Origin of the sequence: Paenibacillus sp. FSL R10-2199, from assembly GCF_038000235.1 — a bacterium.
In the GTDB taxonomy this organism is placed as follows: domain Bacteria; phylum Bacillota; class Bacilli; order Paenibacillales; family Paenibacillaceae; genus Paenibacillus_AQ; species Paenibacillus_AQ phytohabitans.
In genome coordinates this window covers 5207391-5229989 of record NZ_JBBOBO010000001.1, presented here as the reverse complement: position 1 = coordinate 5229989, position 22599 = coordinate 5207391, and the positions used below count along the sequence as shown (strand labels likewise).

Annotated in this window: 13 protein-coding genes; 12 read left to right on the top strand and 1 reads right to left on the bottom strand. The window is 51.2% G+C overall.

What is annotated here, in order from left to right; translation table 11 throughout:
- Nucleotides 1–324: 324 nt before the first annotated feature.
- The 9 genes from NYE33_RS22895 to NYE33_RS22855 all read left to right on the top strand — a co-directional run bounded on the left by NYE33_RS22895 (nucleotide 325) and on the right by NYE33_RS22855 (nucleotide 16123).
- The gene (locus NYE33_RS22895; protein ID WP_341067721.1) at nucleotides 325–1977 is read left to right on the top strand and encodes a response regulator transcription factor; all 1653 of its coding nucleotides are present in this window, start codon (nucleotides 325–327) and stop codon (nucleotides 1975–1977) included.
- Nucleotides 1865–3697 carry a sensor histidine kinase gene (locus NYE33_RS22890; RefSeq protein WP_341068732.1) on the top strand — a complete coding sequence of 611 codons (1833 nt, stop codon included), beginning with the start codon at nucleotides 1865–1867 and terminating at the stop codon, nucleotides 3695–3697. Before NYE33_RS22895 ends, NYE33_RS22890 begins: the two co-directional genes overlap by 113 nt.
- Before the next feature lie 106 nt (nucleotides 3698–3803).
- A complete protein-coding gene (locus NYE33_RS22885) occupies nucleotides 3804–4739 on the top strand; it encodes an ABC transporter permease (RefSeq protein WP_197074243.1) in 936 nt (311 codons plus the stop codon).
- A 16-nt stretch (nucleotides 4740–4755) separates the two neighbouring features.
- Nucleotides 4756–5667, top strand: coding sequence for a carbohydrate ABC transporter permease (locus tag NYE33_RS22880; RefSeq protein WP_336100343.1), 912 nt, complete (start codon nucleotides 4756–4758; stop codon nucleotides 5665–5667).
- Between the two features lie 77 nt (nucleotides 5668–5744).
- A complete protein-coding gene (locus NYE33_RS22875; RefSeq protein ID WP_042137410.1) occupies nucleotides 5745–7316 on the top strand; it encodes an ABC transporter substrate-binding protein in 1572 nt (523 codons plus the stop codon).
- Between the two features lie 85 nt (nucleotides 7317–7401).
- Nucleotides 7402–8505 carry a glycoside hydrolase family 88 protein gene (locus NYE33_RS22870; RefSeq protein ID WP_042137412.1) on the top strand — a complete coding sequence of 368 codons (1104 nt, stop codon included), beginning with the start codon at nucleotides 7402–7404 and terminating at the stop codon, nucleotides 8503–8505.
- A gap of 39 nt (nucleotides 8506–8544) precedes the next feature.
- The gene (locus tag NYE33_RS22865) at nucleotides 8545–10704 is read left to right on the top strand and encodes a GH92 family glycosyl hydrolase (protein ID WP_341068729.1); all 2160 of its coding nucleotides are present in this window, start codon (nucleotides 8545–8547) and stop codon (nucleotides 10702–10704) included.
- A 33-nt stretch (nucleotides 10705–10737) separates the two neighbouring features.
- Entirely contained in the window at nucleotides 10738–12996 is a 2259-nt protein-coding gene (locus NYE33_RS22860) for a polysaccharide lyase 8 family protein (protein WP_341067719.1), read from the top strand.
- Nucleotides 12997–13330: 334 nt separating this feature from the next.
- Nucleotides 13331–16123 (top strand): polysaccharide lyase family 8 super-sandwich domain-containing protein, encoded by a 2793-nt coding sequence (locus NYE33_RS22855; RefSeq protein WP_341067716.1) that lies wholly within the window; start codon nucleotides 13331–13333, stop codon nucleotides 16121–16123.
- 400 nt (nucleotides 16124–16523) lie between these two features.
- Here NYE33_RS22855 and NYE33_RS22850 read toward each other — a convergent pair whose 3' ends face one another.
- Complete coding sequence (locus tag NYE33_RS22850; protein ID WP_341067714.1) at nucleotides 16524–18833, bottom strand: helix-turn-helix domain-containing protein; 2310 nt, start codon at nucleotides 18831–18833, stop codon at nucleotides 16524–16526.
- A 261-nt stretch (nucleotides 18834–19094) separates the two neighbouring features.
- Here NYE33_RS22850 and NYE33_RS22845 point away from each other — a divergent pair, with 261 nt between their 5' ends.
- The 3 genes from NYE33_RS22845 to NYE33_RS22835 all read left to right on the top strand — a co-directional run bounded on the left by NYE33_RS22845 (nucleotide 19095) and on the right by NYE33_RS22835 (nucleotide 22599).
- Nucleotides 19095–20693 (top strand): extracellular solute-binding protein, encoded by a 1599-nt coding sequence (locus NYE33_RS22845; RefSeq protein ID WP_340945548.1) that lies wholly within the window; start codon nucleotides 19095–19097, stop codon nucleotides 20691–20693.
- 86 nt (nucleotides 20694–20779) lie between these two features.
- Nucleotides 20780–21751 carry an ABC transporter permease gene (locus NYE33_RS22840; protein WP_171719614.1) on the top strand — a complete coding sequence of 324 codons (972 nt, stop codon included), beginning with the start codon at nucleotides 20780–20782 and terminating at the stop codon, nucleotides 21749–21751.
- Nucleotides 21745–22599, top strand: a complete 855-nt coding sequence (locus NYE33_RS22835) for a carbohydrate ABC transporter permease (protein ID WP_039292182.1) — start codon at nucleotides 21745–21747, stop codon at nucleotides 22597–22599. The genes NYE33_RS22840 and NYE33_RS22835 overlap by 7 nt, the downstream gene beginning before the upstream one ends.

Sequence of the window (22599 nt, the reverse complement as noted above, 5' to 3'; positions counted from 1 at the left end):
TAACTTTTTGAGTCTCCCGGGGAATAGGCATGATCTGAACATCTGTTTAACCTCCTCATAGTCGGATAGTGTGAACCCTAATCTCCTTTCCTTATTTATGTAAACGCTTGCAAAAAGAGCATAAAAGAGTTACTATCACTAATCGATGATGAATTACGGGAAATATGTGATCTATACTAGGGCTGTAACGGCTTCAAACCTATGAAACAGAGATCTTTCAAAGCCTGGCGGTCAACAATCCTGATATAGATCACACAAAAGATGAAATAGATCATCTACCGGAATTTGCAGCGAGTGTACTGTGATACAAAAGGGGGGAGCATCATGTATAAAATTCTCGTGGTAGACGATGAGCCGAGAGTGAGTGCGGGAATCAAGAACTTCCTGCTCGCTTCGGATATGAACATCACTTATGTTGAAACGGCAATCAATGGGTTCGAAGCGATTGATTATTTGCGGATGGACCGCTTTGATCTGGTGCTGACCGATATACAGATGGGCCGGATGAGCGGAATTGAATTAATGGAGAATATCTATATGGAGCAGTGGAATGTCCCGGTGATTGTCATTTCCGCCCATGAGAAGTTTGATTTTGCCAAAAAATCACTCCGGCTGGGGGCAAAGGATTATCTGGTTAAGCCGGTAGAGCGAACAGAGCTGCTGCGGGTAGTCCGCAAAGCGTTAACCCAGAAAGAGCTTCCGGGGAAGAGTCTTGAGGCGGAAAGCAGGCCGGTACAGGACCAGTCCAGGCGCAATGAGTGGCTGATGGAGCTGGTTACAGAGCGGAATCTGACCCGGAAGGATATTGAAGATGTGACCAGTGAGGTGGGAGAGCTATTACAAGGACAATTCTTCGGCGTGATCTCCAGCCGCATTGATTATAGCCAGGCCGGCTTCAGCCAACAGAAGGTCACTCTGCATGACCGCAAATTATTGAAATATGCGGCGATCAATATTATGAATGAAACCTTAATGGAGTGGAATGGTTTGACCTTCAACGGCTTCGGCCATTCGATCATCAGCATTATCCAGTTATCTGCCGAAGAAATGGGCGATCCCCGGGTTAGAGTACACTCGCAGATCCATATGATCGGGCAGATGATCGCCATGAATATGAAGCAGTATCTGAATGTGGAGGCAACGATCGGCCTCAGCACTTTAGGCGGAGATGTATTAATGCTCCCCGGGCTGATGGAAGAAGCAGACACTGCGGCGGAGTGGACCAAAGTCCATCCCGGACAAAGGGTCTTCTATTATCACGATATAGCCGTGCAGGACAATCTGAGTATGGTGGTCTGGATGAGCAAGGTCAGTGAATTCATGGAGCAGATGAAATCAGCGGTAGAATCCGCCGGGGACGTGAATCCGCAAAGCATCCTTGGCCAGCTGCCGGTGTCTGAACAGTCACAGGAGGTCACGAACAGCTATTGCGGGATGCTGATCTACCGGATTTACGGGCTGCTGGTCGAATACGGACAGGGGAACGGGGTTTCCCTCTATGATTTCAACCCGGATATGGTGTTCCAGGGGCTTAGCGGACAGCAGAAGCTGGAACGGCTGCACCGGTACATTGAAGATTCGGTTGCTTTTTTGCAGCAGCTCTCTAAGGCCAGAGATCAGAACGTCATCTCGCGGATTACCAGCTACATCCAGAAGAATTACCGTAATCCGGCGCTGAAAATCCAGGATATTTCCGAGGAGGTTCATTTCAGCGCAGCTCACTTGGGTTATATTTTCAAACGTGATATGAAAACCAACCTCTGGGATTATGTGACGGCCCTGCGGATGGAAGAGGCCCGGCGGCTGATGATTACCACGGACAAGAAACGGTATGAAATCGCCTTTGCGGTAGGGTATGAGTCGCCTGAGCACTTCAGCCGGATGTTCAAGAGAATGCTGGGGCTCACACCGGCAGAATTCCGCAAGCAAGCCAGAGGAGGGAACCGGACTGAAGCTGAAACTGAAACTGAAGCATAAAGTCACCCTGGCATTCCTCGTATTGATTGTCCTGCCCTTTATAGTAGTAGGCTGGATTTCAGCTTATGTGGCTGTAGACACCATCAAGGAAGAAGTCGGCAGTACAACACTCCAGCTGGTTAAACAAAATCATGTGACGATAGACAAAACCATATCCGCGATCAATGACAGGACGGTCACACTGCTGGATAATCACTTTTTCAGTAATCCGGCGGGGTACAGCTTCTGGACCGGAATTGACACATTGAATGAAATCCAGCAGGCCGATAATATTCTGGAGAGCTGGTCTACCGGGGGCACGGAATATGCAATTTATATGAGAAATATTGAGCGTAGAGATACGCCCTTTGATCTTTCCCATAAGACGAAGGGATTCAAGTATTTGGATAATGACTCCGGCGTGTTGCCTGACGCTATGGTAAGCAACATGGATGTCAGCGGCGGCGGGGCACTGCGCATTACGCATGCAGAGACCGGTGAGCAAACAATCTCGTTCATGCGCAGTATCCTCAATCCCCGGGATTATAATGAGGCCATCGGCCTGCTGGTGGTCAACAAGGTAGAGGTGCTTTTAACCCGGGATATGGTATCTGTTGAGGTGCCGTCTGCTGCCGGTATCTTTTTATTCAACGACAAGGATGAGCTGTTAATGTCCGCAGGTTCAGGCAGCATTTCACTGGCCGAGATTGACAAGAATATCGGACCTGCGGGGCCTTACGGCTTCACTTTTGCGGAAGAAGGCGGGGAAGAGTGGCTCTATGCCTATTCGGACAGCCCGAAATTCCACACCAGATTATTGTACAAAATCCCCTTAGCGTCCATTACCGGTAAACAAATCTGGCTGCAAAATATGCTCGTCATTATCTCCGTCGTTTTTTTAGCATTTGTCCTCACGTTTGTTCTCTATTTAGTGCGGCTTGTCGTCAAGCCCGTAGTGAAGCTCGTCTCGGTTATGAAAATATATGAACCCGGCAAAACGCTGTCATGGACGGAGGAGCCGCTCAGGCATGACGAGTTCGGCATTCTGTATGGATCATTTGTGAAAATGACCAAAAGGCTGGATTATTCAATTGAAGAAAATTATGTGATGCAGCTGAAACAAAAGGAGTATGAGCTGCTGATGCTTCAATCCCAGATCACCCCCCATTATCTGTACAATACCCTGGACTCGATTTACTGGTACGCGCTGGATAGCGGAAATACCGAGGTAGGCGAAATGGTCCGTGACTTATCCATGCTGCTGCGTATTGGGCTAAGCAAAGGCCGTAAAATGATTACAGCCGGGGAAGAGCTGGAGCATGCCCAGGCCTATACACGGCTGCAAGAGAAACGTTATCCTGACACCTTCGGGGTCTGCTGGCAGATCGATGAAACATTGAGCGGCTATGAAACTCCCAAAGTCATTATTCAGCCTCTGATCGAAAATGCCATTATTCATGGCGTGCGCGGAATGGATGGGGAAGGAGAGATACGGGTAACTGCCGTTCAAAGTGAAGATACCCTACGCTTCATCGTAGAGGACAACGGACATCTGCCTGTAGATCCGGATGAACTCTCAGCCATTATGCAGGCAGAGCATAGTCCGAAGGGGTACGGCATCAGAAATGTGCATCAGCGGGTCCAGCTCCATTACGGGGAGGCGTATGGTTTAACCTATGAACGAAGTGTGGACGGGTGGACACGGGCAATCATCACCCTGCCTTTGCGCAGGCCTGAATGAAGGACTACCGGCTATGGGCGTTTAAAAGATCACGTTTTTACGGGAATGCATCATCGTAGCCGTGTAGAGATGGTTCTATAATAAGTCCATGAAAGGAGTAATGGACATGACTAGAGCCACTGGATTCTCAAGATTTATCCATGCCATGTGGAAGTACAAGGCGCTGACACTAATGATGCTGCCGGCCGTTCTTGTCCTTCTGGCGCACAGCTATCTGCCGATGTTCGGTATATTCATTGCGTTCAAGAATGTGAATTACATTGACGGAATTTGGGGGAGTCCATGGGTAGGATTTGATAATTTCAAATTCCTGTTCTCTTCGGGAGATATGTGGAGAATTGTAAGAAACACGCTCCTGTACAGCTTAACCTTTATGATGCTGAACCTAGTGCTGTCAGTATCGATCGCGGTGGCCATCAATGAGATCCGGAGGCGGTTTCTGGCAAAAGCTTACCAAAGCTTCATTATCCTGCCGCACTTCCTGTCGATGGTCGTGGTGAGTTATCTCGTATACGCTTTCCTGCAGCCGGATCATGGCTTCATTAATGCCACCGTCCTCAAAGCCTTCGGGCAGGATGCGGTGTTCTGGTATTCGGAGAAGGAATACTGGCCTTATATCCTGGTGTTTGTGAACGCCTGGAAGCATGCCGGCTTCGGTGCTGTAATCTACATTGCGGCGATCGCCGGAATTGACCCCGAATACTATGAGGCTGCTCTCATCGACGGGGCTTCCAAGTGGAAGCAGATTACGAACATAACGATCCCTTTTATCCGGCCGGTCATTATCATTATGACGATTCTGTCGATGGGAAGTATCTTCAGTTCAGACTTCGGGCTGTTCTTCCAGGTGCCCATGAACTCAGGGGCATTGTATCCGGTTACGGATACCGTGGATACGTATGTATACCGGGCCTTGATGCAATTAAATGATATCGGGATGTCCTCGGCCACGGCGCTTGTTCAATCGGTGGTTGGGTTCATCATGGTGATCGCAACCAATAGCGCGGTCAGACAAATTGACCGGGAACAGGCATTATTCTAAATAAAGGAGAACAATCATGGCCAATGACTCCGGCAACCGCATCGGCGGAATTTCTGTAGCTTCCAGTTTAATTTTAAACATTGCTTTTGTAATCCTCTCATTAATCTGCTTTTTGCCTGTTCTGCTAGTCATTATTGTATCCTTCACAGACGGACAGTCCATTCTGACTCAAGGGTATAGCTTTGTTCCGGATAAATGGTCGTTGATTGCGTACGAATCCATCTTTAAGGATTTTCAGACGATTCTGTCGGGCTACCGGGTGAGCTTTACCATAACTATTCTTGGCACAGCGCTCAGTGTACTGCTCATGGCACTGTATGCCTATCCCATTTCACGTGCGGATTATCCGTTCCGTAATGCATTTACATTCTTTTTGTTCTTCACGATGCTGTTTAATGGCGGGATGGTCAGCAGATATTTAATTTACACACAGGTGCTGCATATCAAGGATTCCTATATGGCGCTGATCCTGCCCATGCTGATTGTACCATTCAACGTAATTATTATGCGGACCTTTTTCCAGACGACCATTCATCCTGCAGTGATTGAATCGGCAAGAATTGACGGTGCGGGTGAGCTTAGAATCTTCCTGCGGATCGTTCTGCCGCTCTCGTTGCCTGTCCTGGCGACCATGGCTTTGTTCAGCACTATAGGTTATTGGAACGACTGGTTCAATGCGCTGCTGTATATCAGCAGTGAGGACAAATATCCGCTCCAGTATTTGATGATGCGTGTCCTCAATGACGTGCAGTATCTGCGCAATAACGTAGAGCTGGCCGCCCAGAATCCAACGATGATGAAGAACCTGCCGAATGAATCCTTACAGATGGCAATGGCCGTCATAGGGATGGGGCCGATTCTGATCGCGTACCCTTTCTTTCAGAAATATTTTGTCAAAGGCCTCACAGTAGGGGCTGTTAAGGGCTAAAGCAGCGGTGGAGCCGGCAAGCAGCATATTCTGTCTGCCGTTCTATATATAAGCTTAATCATTTAGGGAGGGTTAATATGAAAAAGTTAAAAGGGCGCAAACCGCTATTCACGGCGATTGTTCTGGTTCTTGCGTTAGCCTTGCAGGCATGCTCTGGCGGTAATAACGGGGGTACTTCTGAACCGGCAGCATCAAAAGGCACGGAGAGCACGAGTACTGCGGCACCTGCTGACAGTCCGGAATCACTGAAGCCTTACGAGGTGTCGATTATCTACTTCGGTGCGCCGCAGCGGGATGATGCGCTGGTCGAAGCCAAGCTCAGTGAATATTTCAAAGAGAAATTTAATGCCACTGTTGATCTTCAGCCGATCGCCTCCAGCGAATACAAGCAGAAGACCGAGCTGATGTTAAATGCCGGTGAGCCGATGGATCTTGTATTCACAGCCTCTTGGCTTAATTTCTTCGGCAACGTCTCTAAGGGCGCCTTCCTGGATCTTGATGATCTGCTGGCCAAATACGGGCAGGGCATCTCGGAGAACCTGAACCCGATCTACCTGGAGGCTCCGCGCTACAAAGGGAAGCTGTATGGGATTCCCACAAACAAAGAGATTACCCAGGGCAAGGCCTACACTTACCGGAAAGATATAGTCGACAAATATAGTATCCCTATTGAGGATATTAAGACGATGTCAGACTTTGAACCCTGGTTCAAGCTGCTGAAGGAGAAAGAGCCGGCATTGATTCTGGATTTCATTAAGGAGTCGGGTGAAGGCATGATGTATGAGACCCGCTCGAACTTCCGCGTTATCGGGCCAACGCCTAACAAGATTCCTTTGTTCTTATATGACTATACGAATACAGATAACATCCAGATAAAGTCGGTTGTTGATCCGGAAATCTCATCGATTGCCAAAGCGGAGTATGAGCTGAACCGCAGCTATTATGAGAAGGGCTACATCAATAGCGATGCAGCTACAACAACGACTGACATCGGTGATTTAAGAAAACAGGGTAAAATCTGGATGCAGCAGGCCGTCTGGAAGCCGGGGGCTGATATTGAACTGAAAATTGCCACAGACAATAAATATGATTTTGTCTCTAAGGTTATCGAAGAGCCTATTGTAACAACGGACCTTGCCGCCGGATCGATGTTCTCCATCTCCCGCACCTCCAAAGATCCGGAGCGGGCCATGATGGTATTAAATGCGCTGCATACCGATCCTTACGCCGTGAACCTGTTCGTTAACGGAATTGAAGGCACCCACTATAAGAAGATTAGCGAGAACCGCATCGAGCCGATTGCCGATTCCGGATATGGCACCAGCGCCTTGTTCTGGGTGATCGGTAATCAGCTCATCAATTATCTCAAGCCGGGTCAGCCTGATGATTTGTATTCAAGCTGGAAGGAATTCAACAATGAGGCCAAACGTTCACCGCTGTTAGGGTTCGTATTCGATGAGTCGTCTGTCAAAAACGAGATTACTCAGCTTACCTCGGTCATTGGCGAGTACCGGGCCGCAAGCACGGGGGCTATTCCTGACCCTGCCAAAATGCTTGAGGAAAGAAATGAGAAATTAAAGAAGGCCGGCATTGAGAAGGTCCAAACAGAATTGCAAAGCCAAATTGATGCCTGGAAAGCAGCTCAATAATTAACGGATTGAAGCATGGCAGGAGGTCTGTTGTTTCAGGGCGTCCTGCCACTTAACTCTACAAGAGAAAAGGAGACCATACACGATGGAGACTTGGATCAATGAGGCCTGGGATTATTCCCTGGGCAAATTAAGCACCACGCGCCACAGAATCGGAGCAACCTTCCCTAATGCCTCTTACGGCGGAAAATATGATGCGCGTGACCCCGATTGCTGGACCAACGGGTTCTGGCCCGGAATCCTGTGGCTGGCTTATCGTGCTACCGGCGATGAGGAATACCGGAGGATCGCCGAGAACTGTGAGGAGCAGCTGGATGCGCCTCTTCAGGAATACGAACAGCTGCATCATGATAACGGATTCCTCTGGAGCTTGTCAGCGGTAGCCGACTACAAGCTTACCGGCAATATGCTGTCCAGAAGAAGAGGGCTGATCGCTGCCAGCCATTTAGCCAGCCGCTTTAATCTTAAAGGGCATTTCATCCGTGCCTGGCTGTATGAGGGCAGTGAAGGCCTGGCTATTATAGATTGCATGATGAATCTTGGCTTACTGTACTGGGCCAGCGAAGAGCTTAAGGACCCGCGGTACCGGCATATAGCCGCTGCACATTCTGAAATGGCGCTGCGGGAATTCATCCGTCAGGATGGCTCGGTGCACCATATCGTCCGCTTCGATCCCGGAACGGGAGAGCGGATAGAAGCGCTTGGCGGACAAGGGTATAGTCCGGATTCCGCCTGGTCCCGCGGATCGGCCTGGGCGATTTACGGATTCGCTATAGGGTACCGCTATACGCGCGACATCCGGTTTTTGGATGCGGCCAAAGCGGCTGCGGATTATTTCGCCGCACAATTGCCGGAGGATCTTGTGCCACCGTGGGATTTCCGGGCACCTGCAGAACAGCTATGGGCCAAAGATTCAACAGCTGCGGCCTGCGCAGCCAGCGGAATGCTGGAAATTGCCTTTCTGCTGGAAGGCGAAGAAGCAGCGCGCTACCGGAAGCTCGGCGCGGCAATAACGGAAGCGCTGTTCCGTCATTACACGCCGGAGGACCCGGCGGAAGAAGCGTTGATTACCAAGGGGACCGGCAGCTTCCCGTCCAATGCCGAAGTAGAGGTGCCAATCATTTACGGCGACTTTTACTTTCTGGAAGCCTTGCTGAAGTTAAAGGGCGAGAGCGAAATCTTTTGGTAGAGGGAAGGCTTTACCGGCAATGAAGGAGGTACAACGTTGATGAGAAGAAGAGTGGATTATGTCGATCCGTTTATAGGTGTGGATGGGGAAAACAATTGTCTGTGCGGGCCTTATCTGCCGGGCAGCATCGTAAGGCTTGGCCCGGATACGCTGCCGCCGCAGCTATCCCACGGCTACAACAGTTCGAGGCCGATTATCCGATTCAGCCATACGCATGTCAGCGGAACGGGAGGCGGAGGCCGTTACGGCAATGTGGGCTTCACCCCTTATACCGGCATGCAGCGGTTCCATATTGATCCTTACCTTAAGGAGAATGAGCAGGCCGAAGCAGGATATTACAGCGTGCGATTAATGCCCGCTGCCATACAGGCTGAATTGACCAGCACAGCGCGCACAGGCATCCACCGTTACAGCTTCAAGGCCGGGGATGCTGCCAACCTGCTGATTGATGCCGGAGCAGTAATTCAGGTAGGCGGAGATGAGCCGGGGAAGACTACCGGCGTCTCCACGGGCGGTTACCTTGAAGTAATATCGGAGTACGAGATTGCAGGCCGTTCCGACCTGCGCGGGGGCTGGGGGCATGAGTTCCCTTATTCCGTCTACTTCTTTATCCGCTTCGATCAGCCGATGAAGAGCAGCCTGCTGGCAGACGCCGGCGGAGTACGGCGCAGCCCGTCTGTGGATGGCCCGAATTGTAAGGCTTCCCTTAGCTTCGGTGACTGCGGAGTTCTGGTGGCGAAGACAGGCATTTCTTATGTAAGTGTCGGCAAGGCCAGAGCCAGTGTGGACCGGGAAGCGTCCGCCGGATTCGATGAAATCCGGCAAGCGTCCGGCGGCATCTGGGAAGATAAACTGAGCAGAGTCACGCTTGAAGGCGGAAGTGAGGAGCATACGCGGCTGTTCTATACTCTGATGACCCGGCTGTTCTGTATGCCGAGTGACTTGGGGGTAGACGATGAGAACTTCGCCTGGGAATCCGGGGTCCGGCACTTCACTGATCTGTATGCACTGTGGGACAGCGTCCGAAATGCCAACTCGTTGATTACACTGCTCGACCCGCAGCTTGAAGCGGATATCCTCAATTGTCTGCTGGATATCGCGGATCATACCGGCTGGCTGCCGGACGCCTGGATTATGGGACATAGCGCGATGATTCAAGGGGGAAGCTCCGCAGATGTGCTGTTCTGTGAAGCGGCGCTTAAGAAGCTGGAGGGAATAGATTATGTTAAAGCCCTGAAGCAAATGCGCAAGAATAATGAGGTTCCGTCTCCGGACACCTGGCTCTATGGCCGTCACCTGAAGGATTACCATTCCCTGGGGTACTTGTCGACGGATGTGAAGAAGAACTGTGTATCCCGTCATATGGAGTATACCTATCAGGACTGGTGTATCGGCCAATTGGCCGAAGTTCTTGGTGAGGAGGAGGCGGCAGAAGAATATTATCAAAGCTCGGAGAAGCTATGGAATTTATGGCGGGAGGATCTCAAATGCTTCGCGCCCCGGCTTCCGGGCGGGGAATGGGCAGAGTCCTTCGACCCCTTATCCTGCCTGCCGGATTCATGGAATGATCCTTACTTCTACGAAGGAACCAGCCTGCAATGGTCGTTCAGCACGCATCATGACTTTCATGGACTGGTCGAACGGCATGGGGGGACAGAAGCTTTTATCAGGCATTTAGACGATTTCTTTGACGGCGGATTCTATAACTCCAAGGAAACTATGCTGCATATTCCTTATTTATATATTTATGCGGGAAGACCCGACCGGTCGGCTGACCGGGTCCGGGAATGTCTGGAGACATACTTCAGGGCTGAACGTGACGGATTGGGTGATAACGAGGATATGGGCTGTCAGAGTGCCTTTTTCATCTGTTCAGCTATGGGGTTGTACCCTTTGATGGGTCAGGACATCTATTTCCTCGTCCCGCCGTTGTTCAATAAGGTAACCTTGCTGCTGGGAGCGAAGAAGATTCCCGTTCCTCTGACGATCGAGACTCAGGGTGAATGCAGCGGGTCCGGCAACCGGTATATCCTGTCTGCTTCCATCAACGGCAAGGAATTGAACCGTGCCTGGGTCCGTCATGAAGAAATCGCCGGAGGAGGCACGCTTCTGCTGGAGCTTGGCTCTGAAGCCGGAGAGTGGGGAAGCATGATTCCACCTTCCCCGCTCAAGGAATGGGAACAGCGCACAAAGTCATAAAGGGCGAACCGGTGGTTGAAGGAGAGAATTCCCATGCAGAACTTAAAAAACAAATGGCTGCAATATATCTCGGGAGATACGCTGAGTCATGAATTTCTGCAAAGTGTCAGGCATGATCAGGATACGATGCTCTATCACCAGGAGTTGCTATGGGCTGATGTTCCTTATGCTGAGAACGCTTCGGATGTATTTGTGATCATTGGCCGTTTAAGAGCGATGGCGGTTGCTCTGAAGTCATCACGGTCTGCTTGTTATCTGGACTCTACATTAAGGCAACAGGTGATTTATGGATTGGGATGGCTATATGCAGAGAGATACAACGAAAGCTCCCGTCCCTATGGAAACTGGTGGTATTGGGAGATTGGCGTGCCGATAGCTCTGCTGGAAACCCTGCTGCTCATGGAGGAGCTGCCGGATACAGAACTTGTAGAGCGTCTACTCCTCCCCATAGACAAATATGTCGGCGATCCGGCGTTTCATGCACAGTGGTTCGTGGCTAAGGCTCCGCCGTCCACCGGAGCGAATCTGGTCTGGAAGTCTACGGCAGTTGCTCTTGCTGCCGTTATTCAGGGCGACGGGCAGAAGCTGTCCGCCGCCCTTAGTGCGCTGCTTCCGGTATTCAAGAATGTTAGCGAAGGGGACGGCTTCTATGAGGATGGCTCCTTTGTTCAGCATGATAAATACGCGTACACCGGCGGATATGGGGTCTCACTGCTGCAGGATGTGGTCCGCCTGATGGTGTGGCTGCATGATACTCCTTGGGAATTGCCGGGTGAAGCCCGCGATTTGACAGCCAAGTGGATTGAAGATTCCTTTGTGCCCCTTATGTTCAAGGGGTCCCTGCTGGATATGGCGGGCGGAAGGGAAATCTCGCGGGCGGATTCGCAGAATCATGAGAGCGGGCATTCGGTGATCACCTCCTGCTTACGCTTCTCGCGCATACTGGATGAAGCGGAGCAGGTACGTCTGCTCTCCAGAGCGAAAGGGTGGATTGTGGCTGACACGTATAAATCCTATACAGCCGGTGCACCGCCGGATACTGCGGCTCAAGCCAAAGCTCTGCTGGACAATGAATTCGTGCAGCCTGCCCGGGAAGAGTCCTTCTGCAAGCTGTTTGCGCATATGGACCGGGCGGTGCTGCAGGGTTCGGGTTTTGCCTACTCCATTAGTATGTTCTCCAGCCGGATCTATAGCTATGAATCTATTAATGGGGAAAATCTAAAGGGCTCGTATACTTCGTATGGCATGGGTCATCTGTATAATAGTGACTTGGGGCAATATGCCGATGCTTACTGGCCGACCGTTGATCCCTGCCGCCTGCCCGGAACTACAGTAACAAACAAGCGTCAGGAGGATGGAGCCGGGCAAGGGCGTTTAAGCAACCGGGATTTTGTCGGTGGGGCCGTTTTTCATAACCAATACGGCGCCATTGCCATGGAATTGGAGGATGTAGTTAACGAGGCCGATGGACTGACAGCGCTCAAAAGCTGGTTTTTGCTCGGAACCCGCATCGTTGCCTTAGGTTCGGATATTAAGAGCCGTAATTCCGCTAAAGTGGAGACGATCATCGATAACCGGAAATTGAAATCGTTAGGAGACCATGCGATTACCGCAGACGGAAGAAGAATCTGCCGGAAGCCTGGATATGCCGTGACAGAGACCCTTCACCCCAAATGGATTCATATAGCGGGCGGTGAGCGGGGAGCGGATGTTGGCTTCTTTTTTCCTGAACAATGCCGTGTACATGCCTTGCGTGAACAGCGCCAGGGGAGCTGGAAGGAAATCAACGATGCCGGTTCACCTGAGAAGATGGAACGGTTCTATCAGACGTTGTGGTTCGTTCATGGAGAAGCCCCGGCGGGGGATACCTATGCATATGTGCTTCTGCCTGGCTACAGTGAGCAAGAGACTGCTTGTTTCGCTGAGGAACCCAGGGTGAGAATCCTGGAATTGAATGCTCAGGTGCATGCGGTTGAAGATTCTGAACTGGGAATTACAGCAGCGCATTTCTGGAAGGCAGGCTGGTATACAAGCGGGGGGATTGCTTGCAGCAGTCAAGCCTCCATTGTGCTGCAAAGGAATCCTGCAGGCTGGAGCCTGGCTATAGCCGATCCGACACAAAGGCAGCGCAGTCTGATCGAAATCAGGATTGAATTCAATCACCCTGGTACCCGAGTGAAGAACAAGTCAGACCGGATAACGGTAGAACACAGTGAAACCGGCAAGGTGAGACTGTGGTTTGACCCGGATGGTGCCGGGGGAGCCTCGTTTCACGTTGAGCTTGGGACCTAGCGAATCTATGAAATGTATTGGCCGCCAGAGTTGCGGCTTTCTTCTTAAAGAATGAGAGGGTGAAATCAGGGGCACCAGCGCCTTTATTCCGCCCGAAGCGGGCTAAATGGGGAAATGAAAGGTAACCTTTCAAGATCGCTCGAAATTTCATACCTTTTCTCGAATTCACATAGTTTCTTTAGCTGTCATTCCATATCATACTATTAAATGTAAGCGCTTCATCGTAAGGCGGAATTACAGGCGCGGTAAAGAAAGAATTATGTCGGGAAAAAGAAGTGTTTGGATTACGAAAACGAAGCAAACGAAGCAATGAATGAAAAAAGGAGGATTATGGATGAGAAGAATGCTAATGAAAAGCTGCATGGTTATGTTAATTCTGCTCCTGACTGTCGGCAGCTTTGAAGGAATAATGGGTATGCAGCGTGCCCGCGCAGCGGATGAATTCGACGGAATGAGGGAGCACCGCAAGGTTATGCTGACCGGAGGAGCCTCCCTGAATACTGCGGATACGGATATAGCCGCTGCAATTACCAGGCTGACCACTGAAGCGAATGGTTATTGGCAGACAATGAATACCTCGCCCAGCCGTACCTATCTGTGGAGCGATAATCCCGGCACCGGGAATTCGATTCACATCCGGGTGACCTATGAACGTCTATACACCATGGCGCTCGCTTATGCCACCACTGGTTCGGCGTTGTACCAGGATAGTCAGCTTGAGACCGACATCGTTGCTGCACTCGATTATATGTATGCAACCAGATACCATGAGGCGGTAACGACGACCGCCAGCGGAACCAGCAATTGGTGGGATTGGCAGATCGGCATACCGATGCAGCTGAACGATACAGCAGTGCTGATGTATGACTCCCTAAGTCCGGCTCAAATTACGAATTATATGAAAGCCGTGGAACGTTTCTCGCCAACCGTCACCTTAACAGGAGCCAACCGCTCGTGGAAAGCGATCGTCGTAGGCGTTCGGGGAATCCTCGTCAAAGATGGTGCCAAGATTGCCGCTGCGCGTGACGGGCTATCTTCGATTTTTAATTACACGGTTAGCGGAGACGGCTTCTATCGAGATGGTTCATTCATTCAGCATGGCAATATCCCCTATACCGGAGGGTATGGACTCAGTCTGCTGCTGGCTGTAAGCGATCTGATGGGAATGCTCCACGGTTCAACATGGCAGGTCACCGATCCTAACCAGTCCAATGTCTGGGATTGGGTATACAACACCTATCAGCCGCTGATGTACAAAGGCGCCATGATGGATATGGTTCGCGGCAGGGAAATCTCCAGAAATTACAGTCAGGATCATGACGCGGGACATACAGCGATGCAAGGTATCCTGCTGTTGTCCGGGATCGCGCCGCCCGCACAAGCGGCTGACTTCAAGCAGATGCTTAAGGGCTGGATAATGTCGGATACCTTCAAGTCCTTCTATTCCAGTGCACCGATCCCATCCATCGTACTGGCCAAGAGCATAAGCGCGGACCCGTTGATTGAGCCGGCGGAAGAGCTTAAGGTCTATAAGCAATTCTCGGCGATGGACCGGGCAGTCCAGCACCGGCCTGAATATAGCATCGGACTTGCTATGTATTCGAAGCGCATCAGCAGCTTTGAAGCGATCAACAGCGAGAACGCCAAAGCCTGGTACACCTCAGCCGGGATGACCAGCTTGTATAACAGCGATCTCGGACAATACAGCAATGATTTCTGGCCAACCGTCGATAATTACCGCCTGCCGGGAACAACCGTGTTGTCCCAGACCCCGTCAAGCAGCCATACCAGTGCAAATACGTGGACTGGCGGCACCGACATTCAGAACTTATACGGCAGCTCAGGTATGGATTTGCAGTATGCGGATCATACGCTTGGCGCCCGGAAATCCTGGTTCATGTTTGACGGCGAAATCGTCTCCCTGGGTGCAGGCATCACCAGCACGGACAATATTGCCGTTGAAACCATCGTGGAGAACCGGAAGCTGAACACGGCGGGCAGTAATACACTCACTGTGAATGGCGAAGTACAGCCTTCAGCTTTAGGGTGGTCGGAAACCCTAGACCAGGTAGCCTGGGCTCACCTGTCCGGTAGCACAGCTGGTGCCGATACCGGATATTATTTTCCCCAGAATGTATCGCTTACCGCCAAGAGAGAGGCCAGAACAGGGAACTGGAAGCAGATCAACCCACGTCCGGTAACCCCGTCCACACCGATAACCCGCAATTATATGACCTTATGGCTGAATCATGGCGTGAATCCGGGTGGCGGGGAATATCAATATGTCCTGCTGCCGGGCAAGACCGCTGCTCAAGTGGCTGCTTATGCCGCAGCGCCTGATATTGAAGTGCTGTCAAACTCCTCCTCTGTTCAAGCGGTAAAAGAAACGAAGCTGGGCATCATTGGGGCGAATTTCTGGGAAGATGGGGCCAGCTCCGTCGATCTGATCTCAGTGAACAAGAAAGCATCAGTGATGACCAGAGAAGCCGAAGATGGCACTTTGGAACTATCGGTCAGCGATCCGACACAGTTAAATACCGGTGTTATTGAGGTTGAACTGGACCGTTCGGCAAGCGGATATACTGCGGACCCCGGAATTACAGTGACGCAGCTCAGCCCGACCATCAAATTAACAGTCAATGTCAACGCAGCCAAAGGCAAGACGTTCAAGGCCTCCTTTGAACCGGGCAGCGGTACGCCGCCAACCCTCCCTGGAGAAGAGGTTATTGTGGACAATAATGACACCACAGGTGTGCTAAAGACGGGAAGCTGGAAGACCTCTGCGGTACAGACAGACCGGTACGGAATCAACTATGTACATGATGACAACAGCGGCAAAGGCAGCAAAAGTATTACGTATACACCCGAGTTGCCCGTCACCGCCACTTATAGCGTCTATATGATGTGGCCGGAGCATTTTAACCGCTCCACTGCGATCCCAATTGAAGTCGTTCATGCCGGCGGGACGGCAACACTTACCATAGACCAGACCTCAAACGGCGGGGTATGGAACTTAATCGGAACGTACACCTTCACTGCCGGCACCTCCGGCAGTGTGACGATCCGCAATAACGGAACCAGCGGATATGTTGCTGCCGATGCGGTCAGATTTGTGCGTAACCCGTAACTGGCAGCTAAGTGAATAAAGGTTGCATCAAGAGACACTAACGGGAAAGGAGAATTTATTTGAAGCAATCCGCCAGATGGGCAGGTAAAAGCTGGGCCACGCTTGGAGACAGCATCAGCGCGGCGGGTGGCTATCAGCCGCTGGGAGCATTGAAGGCGGGACATTCATACCTTTCGCGGTGGCTACGCCACATTGATTGATTACCCGGTTAACCCTGGATTATTTCACCCTCGACGGTCTTCACCCGAACGCGGCTGGCTTTCAGCGGATTGCAGGGCTGGCTGTTCCTTTTCTGGAGCGGCTTTGAGCCGTGTATAGATAACAGCATTGTCGGACAAGAACATATACGCACAGAAAGCCGCCCATCCGGCGGCTTTCTGTGTTTTCAGAGAGGTTTCAATCAGGAATTCAAATGCAGCTGCCGGTATTCCGTCGGCGTCATGCCATAGTATTTCTTGAAATTGCGCAGAAAGCTGGAGAAGTTGGTGTAGCCGACCTGCTCGGCAATATCATTCAGCTTCATGGGGGTTTCCAGCAGCAGCCGGTGGGCGGCCTTCATGCGTACTTCAATCAGATAGTCGACAAAATTGCTGAAGGTATATTCCTTGAACAGCTTGCTTAAATAATTGGGGCTGATGCTGAACCGGTCAGCCAAATAATTAACGGAAATGTCGCTCTGGGCATAGTGCTCTGTGATATAAGAGAGAACGCTTTCAATCAATTCGCCGCTTTTTTTCTTACTGCTACGTTTCTCCTGCAGAGACTGAATCAGTTCGGTCATCAGCGAGCTTAGAACCATCCGCATCTCGTACAATGTCTCACATTGCTGAAGGCGTATGAACACCGCTTCATGCTCCGTCTGAAATTGTTCATTCAGGCTGGAGTCAGCTGCGGTCCGCAGCGCTTTTAGAATGACCTGCAGGCAGAGCTGGACCATCATCTCTTTGGACAGATTGCATCGCGCCGCCCGTTTGAACAGCTCCTCCAGCACGATTCCGGTTTTCTCCGCGTTCACCTGCTTGACCGTTTCCTGCACAGCATCAACGGACTCAAAGACCTCAAGCAGCCTGCCGCTGTCCCATGCACCAACATCGTTTGAGGTGATGAGCGCATTATGTCCCATGAGGATTTTACAGGAAATCAGCCCTGCCGACTCCAGATAAGACTTGCGGATATCTTGAAAATGATCATAATACTCACCCATGCTGACGGAAATCGTCCGTCTGAACTGCACCTCAACATAGGCCATGAAATCCTCTCCGAATGATCTGGCTTCCATTGTATTCTCCGCACGACCTGCATCCCTGAAGCTCAGAATCATTACCGCCTGATCATCGTTCATCTGAATCGCAGCCCCTTTGACCTTGTCCTGCCGGGAGCGGATCATCTCTTCAGCTACATTACACAGCGCGTACAGGTACAGATTCATGTCTCCAACCTTCTCCAGCATAGCCTTATTATCGAATTCAATGGTGAGGACGATATAATGCTGCGGATACAATTCAATGCCCACATGATTAAGCATAGGCTCAGCGGAGGCGAATTTCGTCCGGTTGCCGGTCAGAATATCGAACATAATCTGCAGCTTCAGCGCCGGAATGCTCTCGTGGAGCTTCTTTTCTGCATTGGAATAACCGGTGAATACCTGCTCTATTCTGTTATGCAGATCATTATAGGAGAGTGCCTGTGAAGAAGGTAAGCTCTGGAAACCAGAGGGAGTGCGCACAGTAATCTCCTCCAGCCTTGCAATGAAAAACTCCATGGGAGCAAACCAGCGGTGATTGACGAAGCGGCTTGCGGAAACCGCGATGACAACCATCAGCACGGCCATGGCGATCAGAATATAGCGCACTGTAAGCGAAAGCGTACTGAGCTGCTGCTGGGATACGATGTAAATCAGCTTCCAGCCGGTATAAGCAGAGTTATCGTAGAATACGAGATTTTTCCCGGTGGCTGTTTTCTCTACCACGTACCCCCGCCCTTCGCGTGCAAGTACCCGGGAAGCGTAGCTGTTGTCCAGAATGCTCTGATGAATCAGCTTGGGGTCCTTATGGGACAGCACATTCCCGTTCCGGTCGACCAGAAATACATTGTAGCTGTCGCTGAATTGCAGATCGCCGAACATCTTCGAGATACTCTTTTCATTAATTCGCGTGACCATTACACCGCTTCTGTCTTTGGGTCCGGCGGTAAAAGGGTAATTGCGGACAAGCAGGAAATCGCTGCTCTCTGCTGCCGGAGGAGAGGCATTCCATTTGCCGGTCTTGCCGCTGTCGGTGAAGGACTTGATCCAGCCCATGGAAGGCGCTGATTCCAGCGGGTAATAGTCGGAAGCAGAGAGGAGCTTGCCACTTTTCTCCGAATACAGATAGATCGCCTTCATATTAAAATTGGCTGCGAGATTGTTGCCCAGCTGATCCTGGAGCATAGAGAGGCCCAGTAAATACTGTGCAGAATCCGGACCGGAGTCCTCAAAAAAAGACCGGGTATCATTACTCCGCAGCAGATTGATGGTGGTCAAATCGATTTCCTGAAGTGTGCTGTCAACCCGTTTGCTGATCTGGCTCAGCACATTCTGATTCGAACCAATCACCTGCCTTTCTAACTGGCGGATAGAGCTGAAATAGCTGATCGCCACTGTCATCAGGATAATCAGGATGAATAATGCGGTATACATGAGCTGTACTTTGGCAGAAATTCTTCTCTTCACTTGCTATCGCTCCTTAACCGGCGGATGTTCACTTCATTATATGACATAATGCAGCGGTAAGCGGGTGTCACTTTCCATTATGATGTAGCGTTATCTACAAATATCCGCCGGACAGCGGGAGATGAGAGTTCATTGTAGGTTCTGCAACTATTCAGTCTGCCGGATAGCCCGCTATAGTTAGGTGGAGGCCAGGCGCCAGGCTTCACCGTCTTAGCAAGACATGATCTGCCCAACATCACAAGTCCATTGGAGGTCAAAAGAATGTACAGAAACAGAAAGCTCACCCCCGCGCTTCTCGCGGTGCTGCTGCTAGGAACGGCGGCTTTGTCCGCATGCGGCAACAGTAACGGAAACGCCGGCACGTCCGCAGGGCCATCCCCGGCCGCTGCCTCACAGGCGCCAAGCGCAGATCCCTATGCTTCGCTGCCCAAGGAAATATCCGGTTCCATTTATGACAGGGGGCAGGTGGCAACGGGAGAAGGCTCTTATGAAGAGAACCGCTGGACAAAGTATATCAATGAGAATTCCGGAGTGAAGGTGAATTGGGTGCCGATTCCGCGCAATCAGGAGGCGGATAAATTCAATGTGCTGATTGCTTCCGATCAGGCGCCGGATATGATGACTACCTTCAACCGCGACTTTATTGTCCGCTGGGCCGATGAAGGAGCCATTCAACCGCTGGATGAGTATATCGACAAGTACAGCACCAGCTACAAAAAATATCTGCAGGAGCATCCCGAGCTGAAGCCGTACCTGACGCTGGATGACGGTAAAATCTATGCCATCGCCAGCATGCGGCCTGCCCGTGCCAATACCGCTATCTTCATCCGGCAGGACTGGCTGGATAAACTCGGGCTGGCTATGCCGACTTCGGTGGATGAGCTGGTGGAGGTCGCCAAAGCCTTCCGGGACAAAGACCCTGACGGCAACGGTGCGGCCGATACCATTCCAATGGCGATGTCAACGGCCTACACGGCGATTACCGACGACTGGTATATGGCGCGCAGTGCGGCCTGGTTCGTGGAGGACGGAAAGCTCACCCAGAGCTTCTTCACCGAACGGTATAAAGATGCGCTTGCTTTCCGCCAGCTTGCTTACCATGAGAGTCTCGTTGACAAGGAATTTGCGACAGATAAGGAATTTTCGCGGCAGAAGCAGCTGTGGACCACGGGTCGCTCCGGCATCTATTTCAGTAACCTGAACATGGACAATACCATTACCGAGCTGCGGAAAAATAATCCGGAGGCCACACTGGCCGCAGTTCCGCCTCTGTCCACGAAATATGGAACGAATGGCTATGAGGTCGAAGTCCCTAACCATCTGCTGACCGCTTTTAACAAAAACATGAAAAATCCGCAGGCCGCGATGGAATTTATCGACTGGATGCTGGATTCAGGCTGGGAGCCGCTGACCTATGGAACTGAAGGCGTACATTATCAGTTGAAGGACAGCATTCCGGTCACAACCGATTTTGACAAATGGAAGACAGAGGTCGGCTACGCTTCGGAATACCGGCTGGTTCAGCAGGAGCAGCAGACACCGGATTATTTGGTCACCCGGGCAGGGGACAGCAAGGATGATCAGGATATGGCTGCCCTCAAAAGTACGATTATTAAGAACAGTGAGACCTATACCTTCCGCAAGGATCTGCCATATATCCCGCCAGTTGCGGAATACGCCTCCATCGCCGGCCAGTTTGAAACCAAATGGAAGGAAATTAACACCCGTATGGCGATGAGCAATCAGACACCGGATGAAGCGGTCGAAGAGCTGCGCCAAGCCTGGAACAGCCTGGACGGAGACAGTGTAACCGCCAAGGTTCAGGCCTGGTACGACGCGAACAAAGACAAGCTGAAGTAACCCATACGATTCTTGGATATAAGGGAGCTGCGGAATGAACGCTATTCCAGGCTCCCGAAATTTATAGAGGAGTGAGAAAGAGCTATATGCCAAAAACATTGCACCAGCCCTCCGGTCCGGCGGCCATACGCTCCAAAGGCCTGAACAAGCCGGGGCGGGGCCTGCTATTTTATCTCTACCGGGACCGTTATCTGTACTTGTTCCTTATTCCGGCCATGTCCTATTTCTTCCTGTTCAAATTTGTCACCCTGTACGGCGAGCTGATCGCCTTCAAGGATTTCCGCCTGCTGGACGGAGTTTGGGGCAGCCCCTGGGTGGGGCTTAAGCATTTTCATACCTTGTTTGGAAGCTCAGACTTCTGGAATGTGCTGCGCAACACCCTGCTGCTGAATTTATACAATCTTGTTTTTGCCTTCCCGGCTCCGATCCTGCTGGCCCTGCTGCTGAATGAGCTGCGGGTGAACTGGTTCAAACGGGCCGTGCAGAACATGCTGTATTTGCCTTTTTTCATCTCATGGGTAGTTCTGGCGGGGATCATTGTCTCCTTGCTGTCACCTTCCACCGGAGTAGTGAACGCGGCCCTGCGCCTGTTCGGGATTGATCCGGTTTACTTCATGACCAGCACCTTATGGTGGCCTGTGGTGTTCATTGTCTCCACCATCTGGCAAAGCGCGGGCTGGGGTACGATTATCTATATGGCCGCCATCTCATCTATTGACCCCGGCTTATACGAAGCGGCCAAAATCGACGGAGCCACCAAGCTGCGCCAGATCTGGCATATTACGCTGCCGGGTATCCGCGGGACCATTGGTGTCCTGCTGGTTCTGCAGATGGGGAAGATGATGGATGTGGGCTTCGAGCATATCTTTAATCTGCAGAATGCCGCTGTCTTCAGTGTATCCGATGTCATCAGCACGTTCGTGTACCGCACAGGGCTGCAGAACGCGCAATACAGTCTGGCAACGGCTGTGGGATTATTTCAGGCGCTGATCGGGCTGATTCTGGTGCTGACGGTCAACAAAATTGTGAAAAAGCTGGGAGAAGGCGGATTATGGTAAACCGACTGAAAAGTATGCCGCTGTATTTGTTTCTGGCCCTGTGTGCGTTCATAACGGTATTTCCGATTCTGAATATTCTGGCGATGTCGCTGAGCAGCAGCCGGGCGATCATCTCGGGCGAAGTGGTATTGTGGCCGGTAGAAATTACCGTTCAGGCCTATAAACAGCTGTTCATCGACGGGCAGCTGCTCATCGCTCTCAAGAATACAGTGATCATCACAGCCGTAGGTACTGTACTCCAGATGATTGCAACTACGCTGGCCGCATACACGCTTTCGAAGCGGAGATTGAAAGGACGGCAGATCTTTACGTTTATGGTGATGTTCAGCATGCTGTTCGGTACCGGGCTGATCCCGCTGTTCCTGCTGGTTAAGCAGCTGCACCTGATCAATACCTTCTGGGCGATCTGGCTGCCCGGGCTGGTAAGTGCTTACAATCTGTTTGTGATGAAATCATTTTTTGAAGGCCTGCCGGCCGAGCTGGAAGAATCAGCGACGATTGACGGTGCAACGGATCTGACGGTGTTCTTCAAGCTGACGCTGCCTTTATCCAAGCCTATCTTGGCTGCGATTTCGCTGTTCTATGCGGTTGCTCTGTGGAACACGTATTCCAATGCCTTGTATTTCATCAGCAAATCGCAGCTGCTGCCTGTAACAGTCAAGCTGTACCAGATGCTGCAGACGCCGATTGATTCCCTGCTTGCAGGCGGTGATTCCTCCCAGTACATTCAGCCAGAGGGTCTGAAGGCCGCGGCGATCATCATCACGGTGCTGCCAATCCTCTGCGTTTATCCGTTTTTGCAAAAGCATTTTATCAAAGGGGTTCTGCTGGGCTCGGTGAAGGGCTGA

What these genes read in the sequence shown, in the direction of transcription:
- NYE33_RS22835 (WP_039292182.1), top strand. Translation starts at nt 21,745, where the DNA reads ATGGTAAACCGACTGAAAAGTATGCCGCTGTATTTGTTTCTGGCCCTG.
- NYE33_RS22870 (WP_042137412.1), top strand. Translation starts at nt 7,402, where the DNA reads ATGGAGACTTGGATCAATGAGGCCTGGGATTATTCCCTGGGCAAATTA.
- NYE33_RS22875 (WP_042137410.1), top strand. Translation starts at nt 5,745, where the DNA reads ATGAAAAAGTTAAAAGGGCGCAAACCGCTATTCACGGCGATTGTTCTG.
- NYE33_RS22860 (WP_341067719.1), top strand. Translation starts at nt 10,738, where the DNA reads ATGCAGAACTTAAAAAACAAATGGCTGCAATATATCTCGGGAGATACG.
- NYE33_RS22865 (WP_341068729.1), top strand. Translation starts at nt 8,545, where the DNA reads ATGAGAAGAAGAGTGGATTATGTCGATCCGTTTATAGGTGTGGATGGG.
- NYE33_RS22895 (WP_341067721.1), top strand. Translation starts at nt 325, where the DNA reads ATGTATAAAATTCTCGTGGTAGACGATGAGCCGAGAGTGAGTGCGGGA.
- NYE33_RS22845 (WP_340945548.1), top strand. Translation starts at nt 19,095, where the DNA reads ATGTACAGAAACAGAAAGCTCACCCCCGCGCTTCTCGCGGTGCTGCTG.
- NYE33_RS22880 (WP_336100343.1), top strand. Translation starts at nt 4,756, where the DNA reads ATGGCCAATGACTCCGGCAACCGCATCGGCGGAATTTCTGTAGCTTCC.
- NYE33_RS22885 (WP_197074243.1), top strand. Translation starts at nt 3,804, where the DNA reads ATGACTAGAGCCACTGGATTCTCAAGATTTATCCATGCCATGTGGAAG.
- NYE33_RS22840 (WP_171719614.1), top strand. Translation starts at nt 20,780, where the DNA reads ATGCCAAAAACATTGCACCAGCCCTCCGGTCCGGCGGCCATACGCTCC.
- NYE33_RS22855 (WP_341067716.1), top strand. Translation starts at nt 13,331, where the DNA reads ATGAGAAGAATGCTAATGAAAAGCTGCATGGTTATGTTAATTCTGCTC.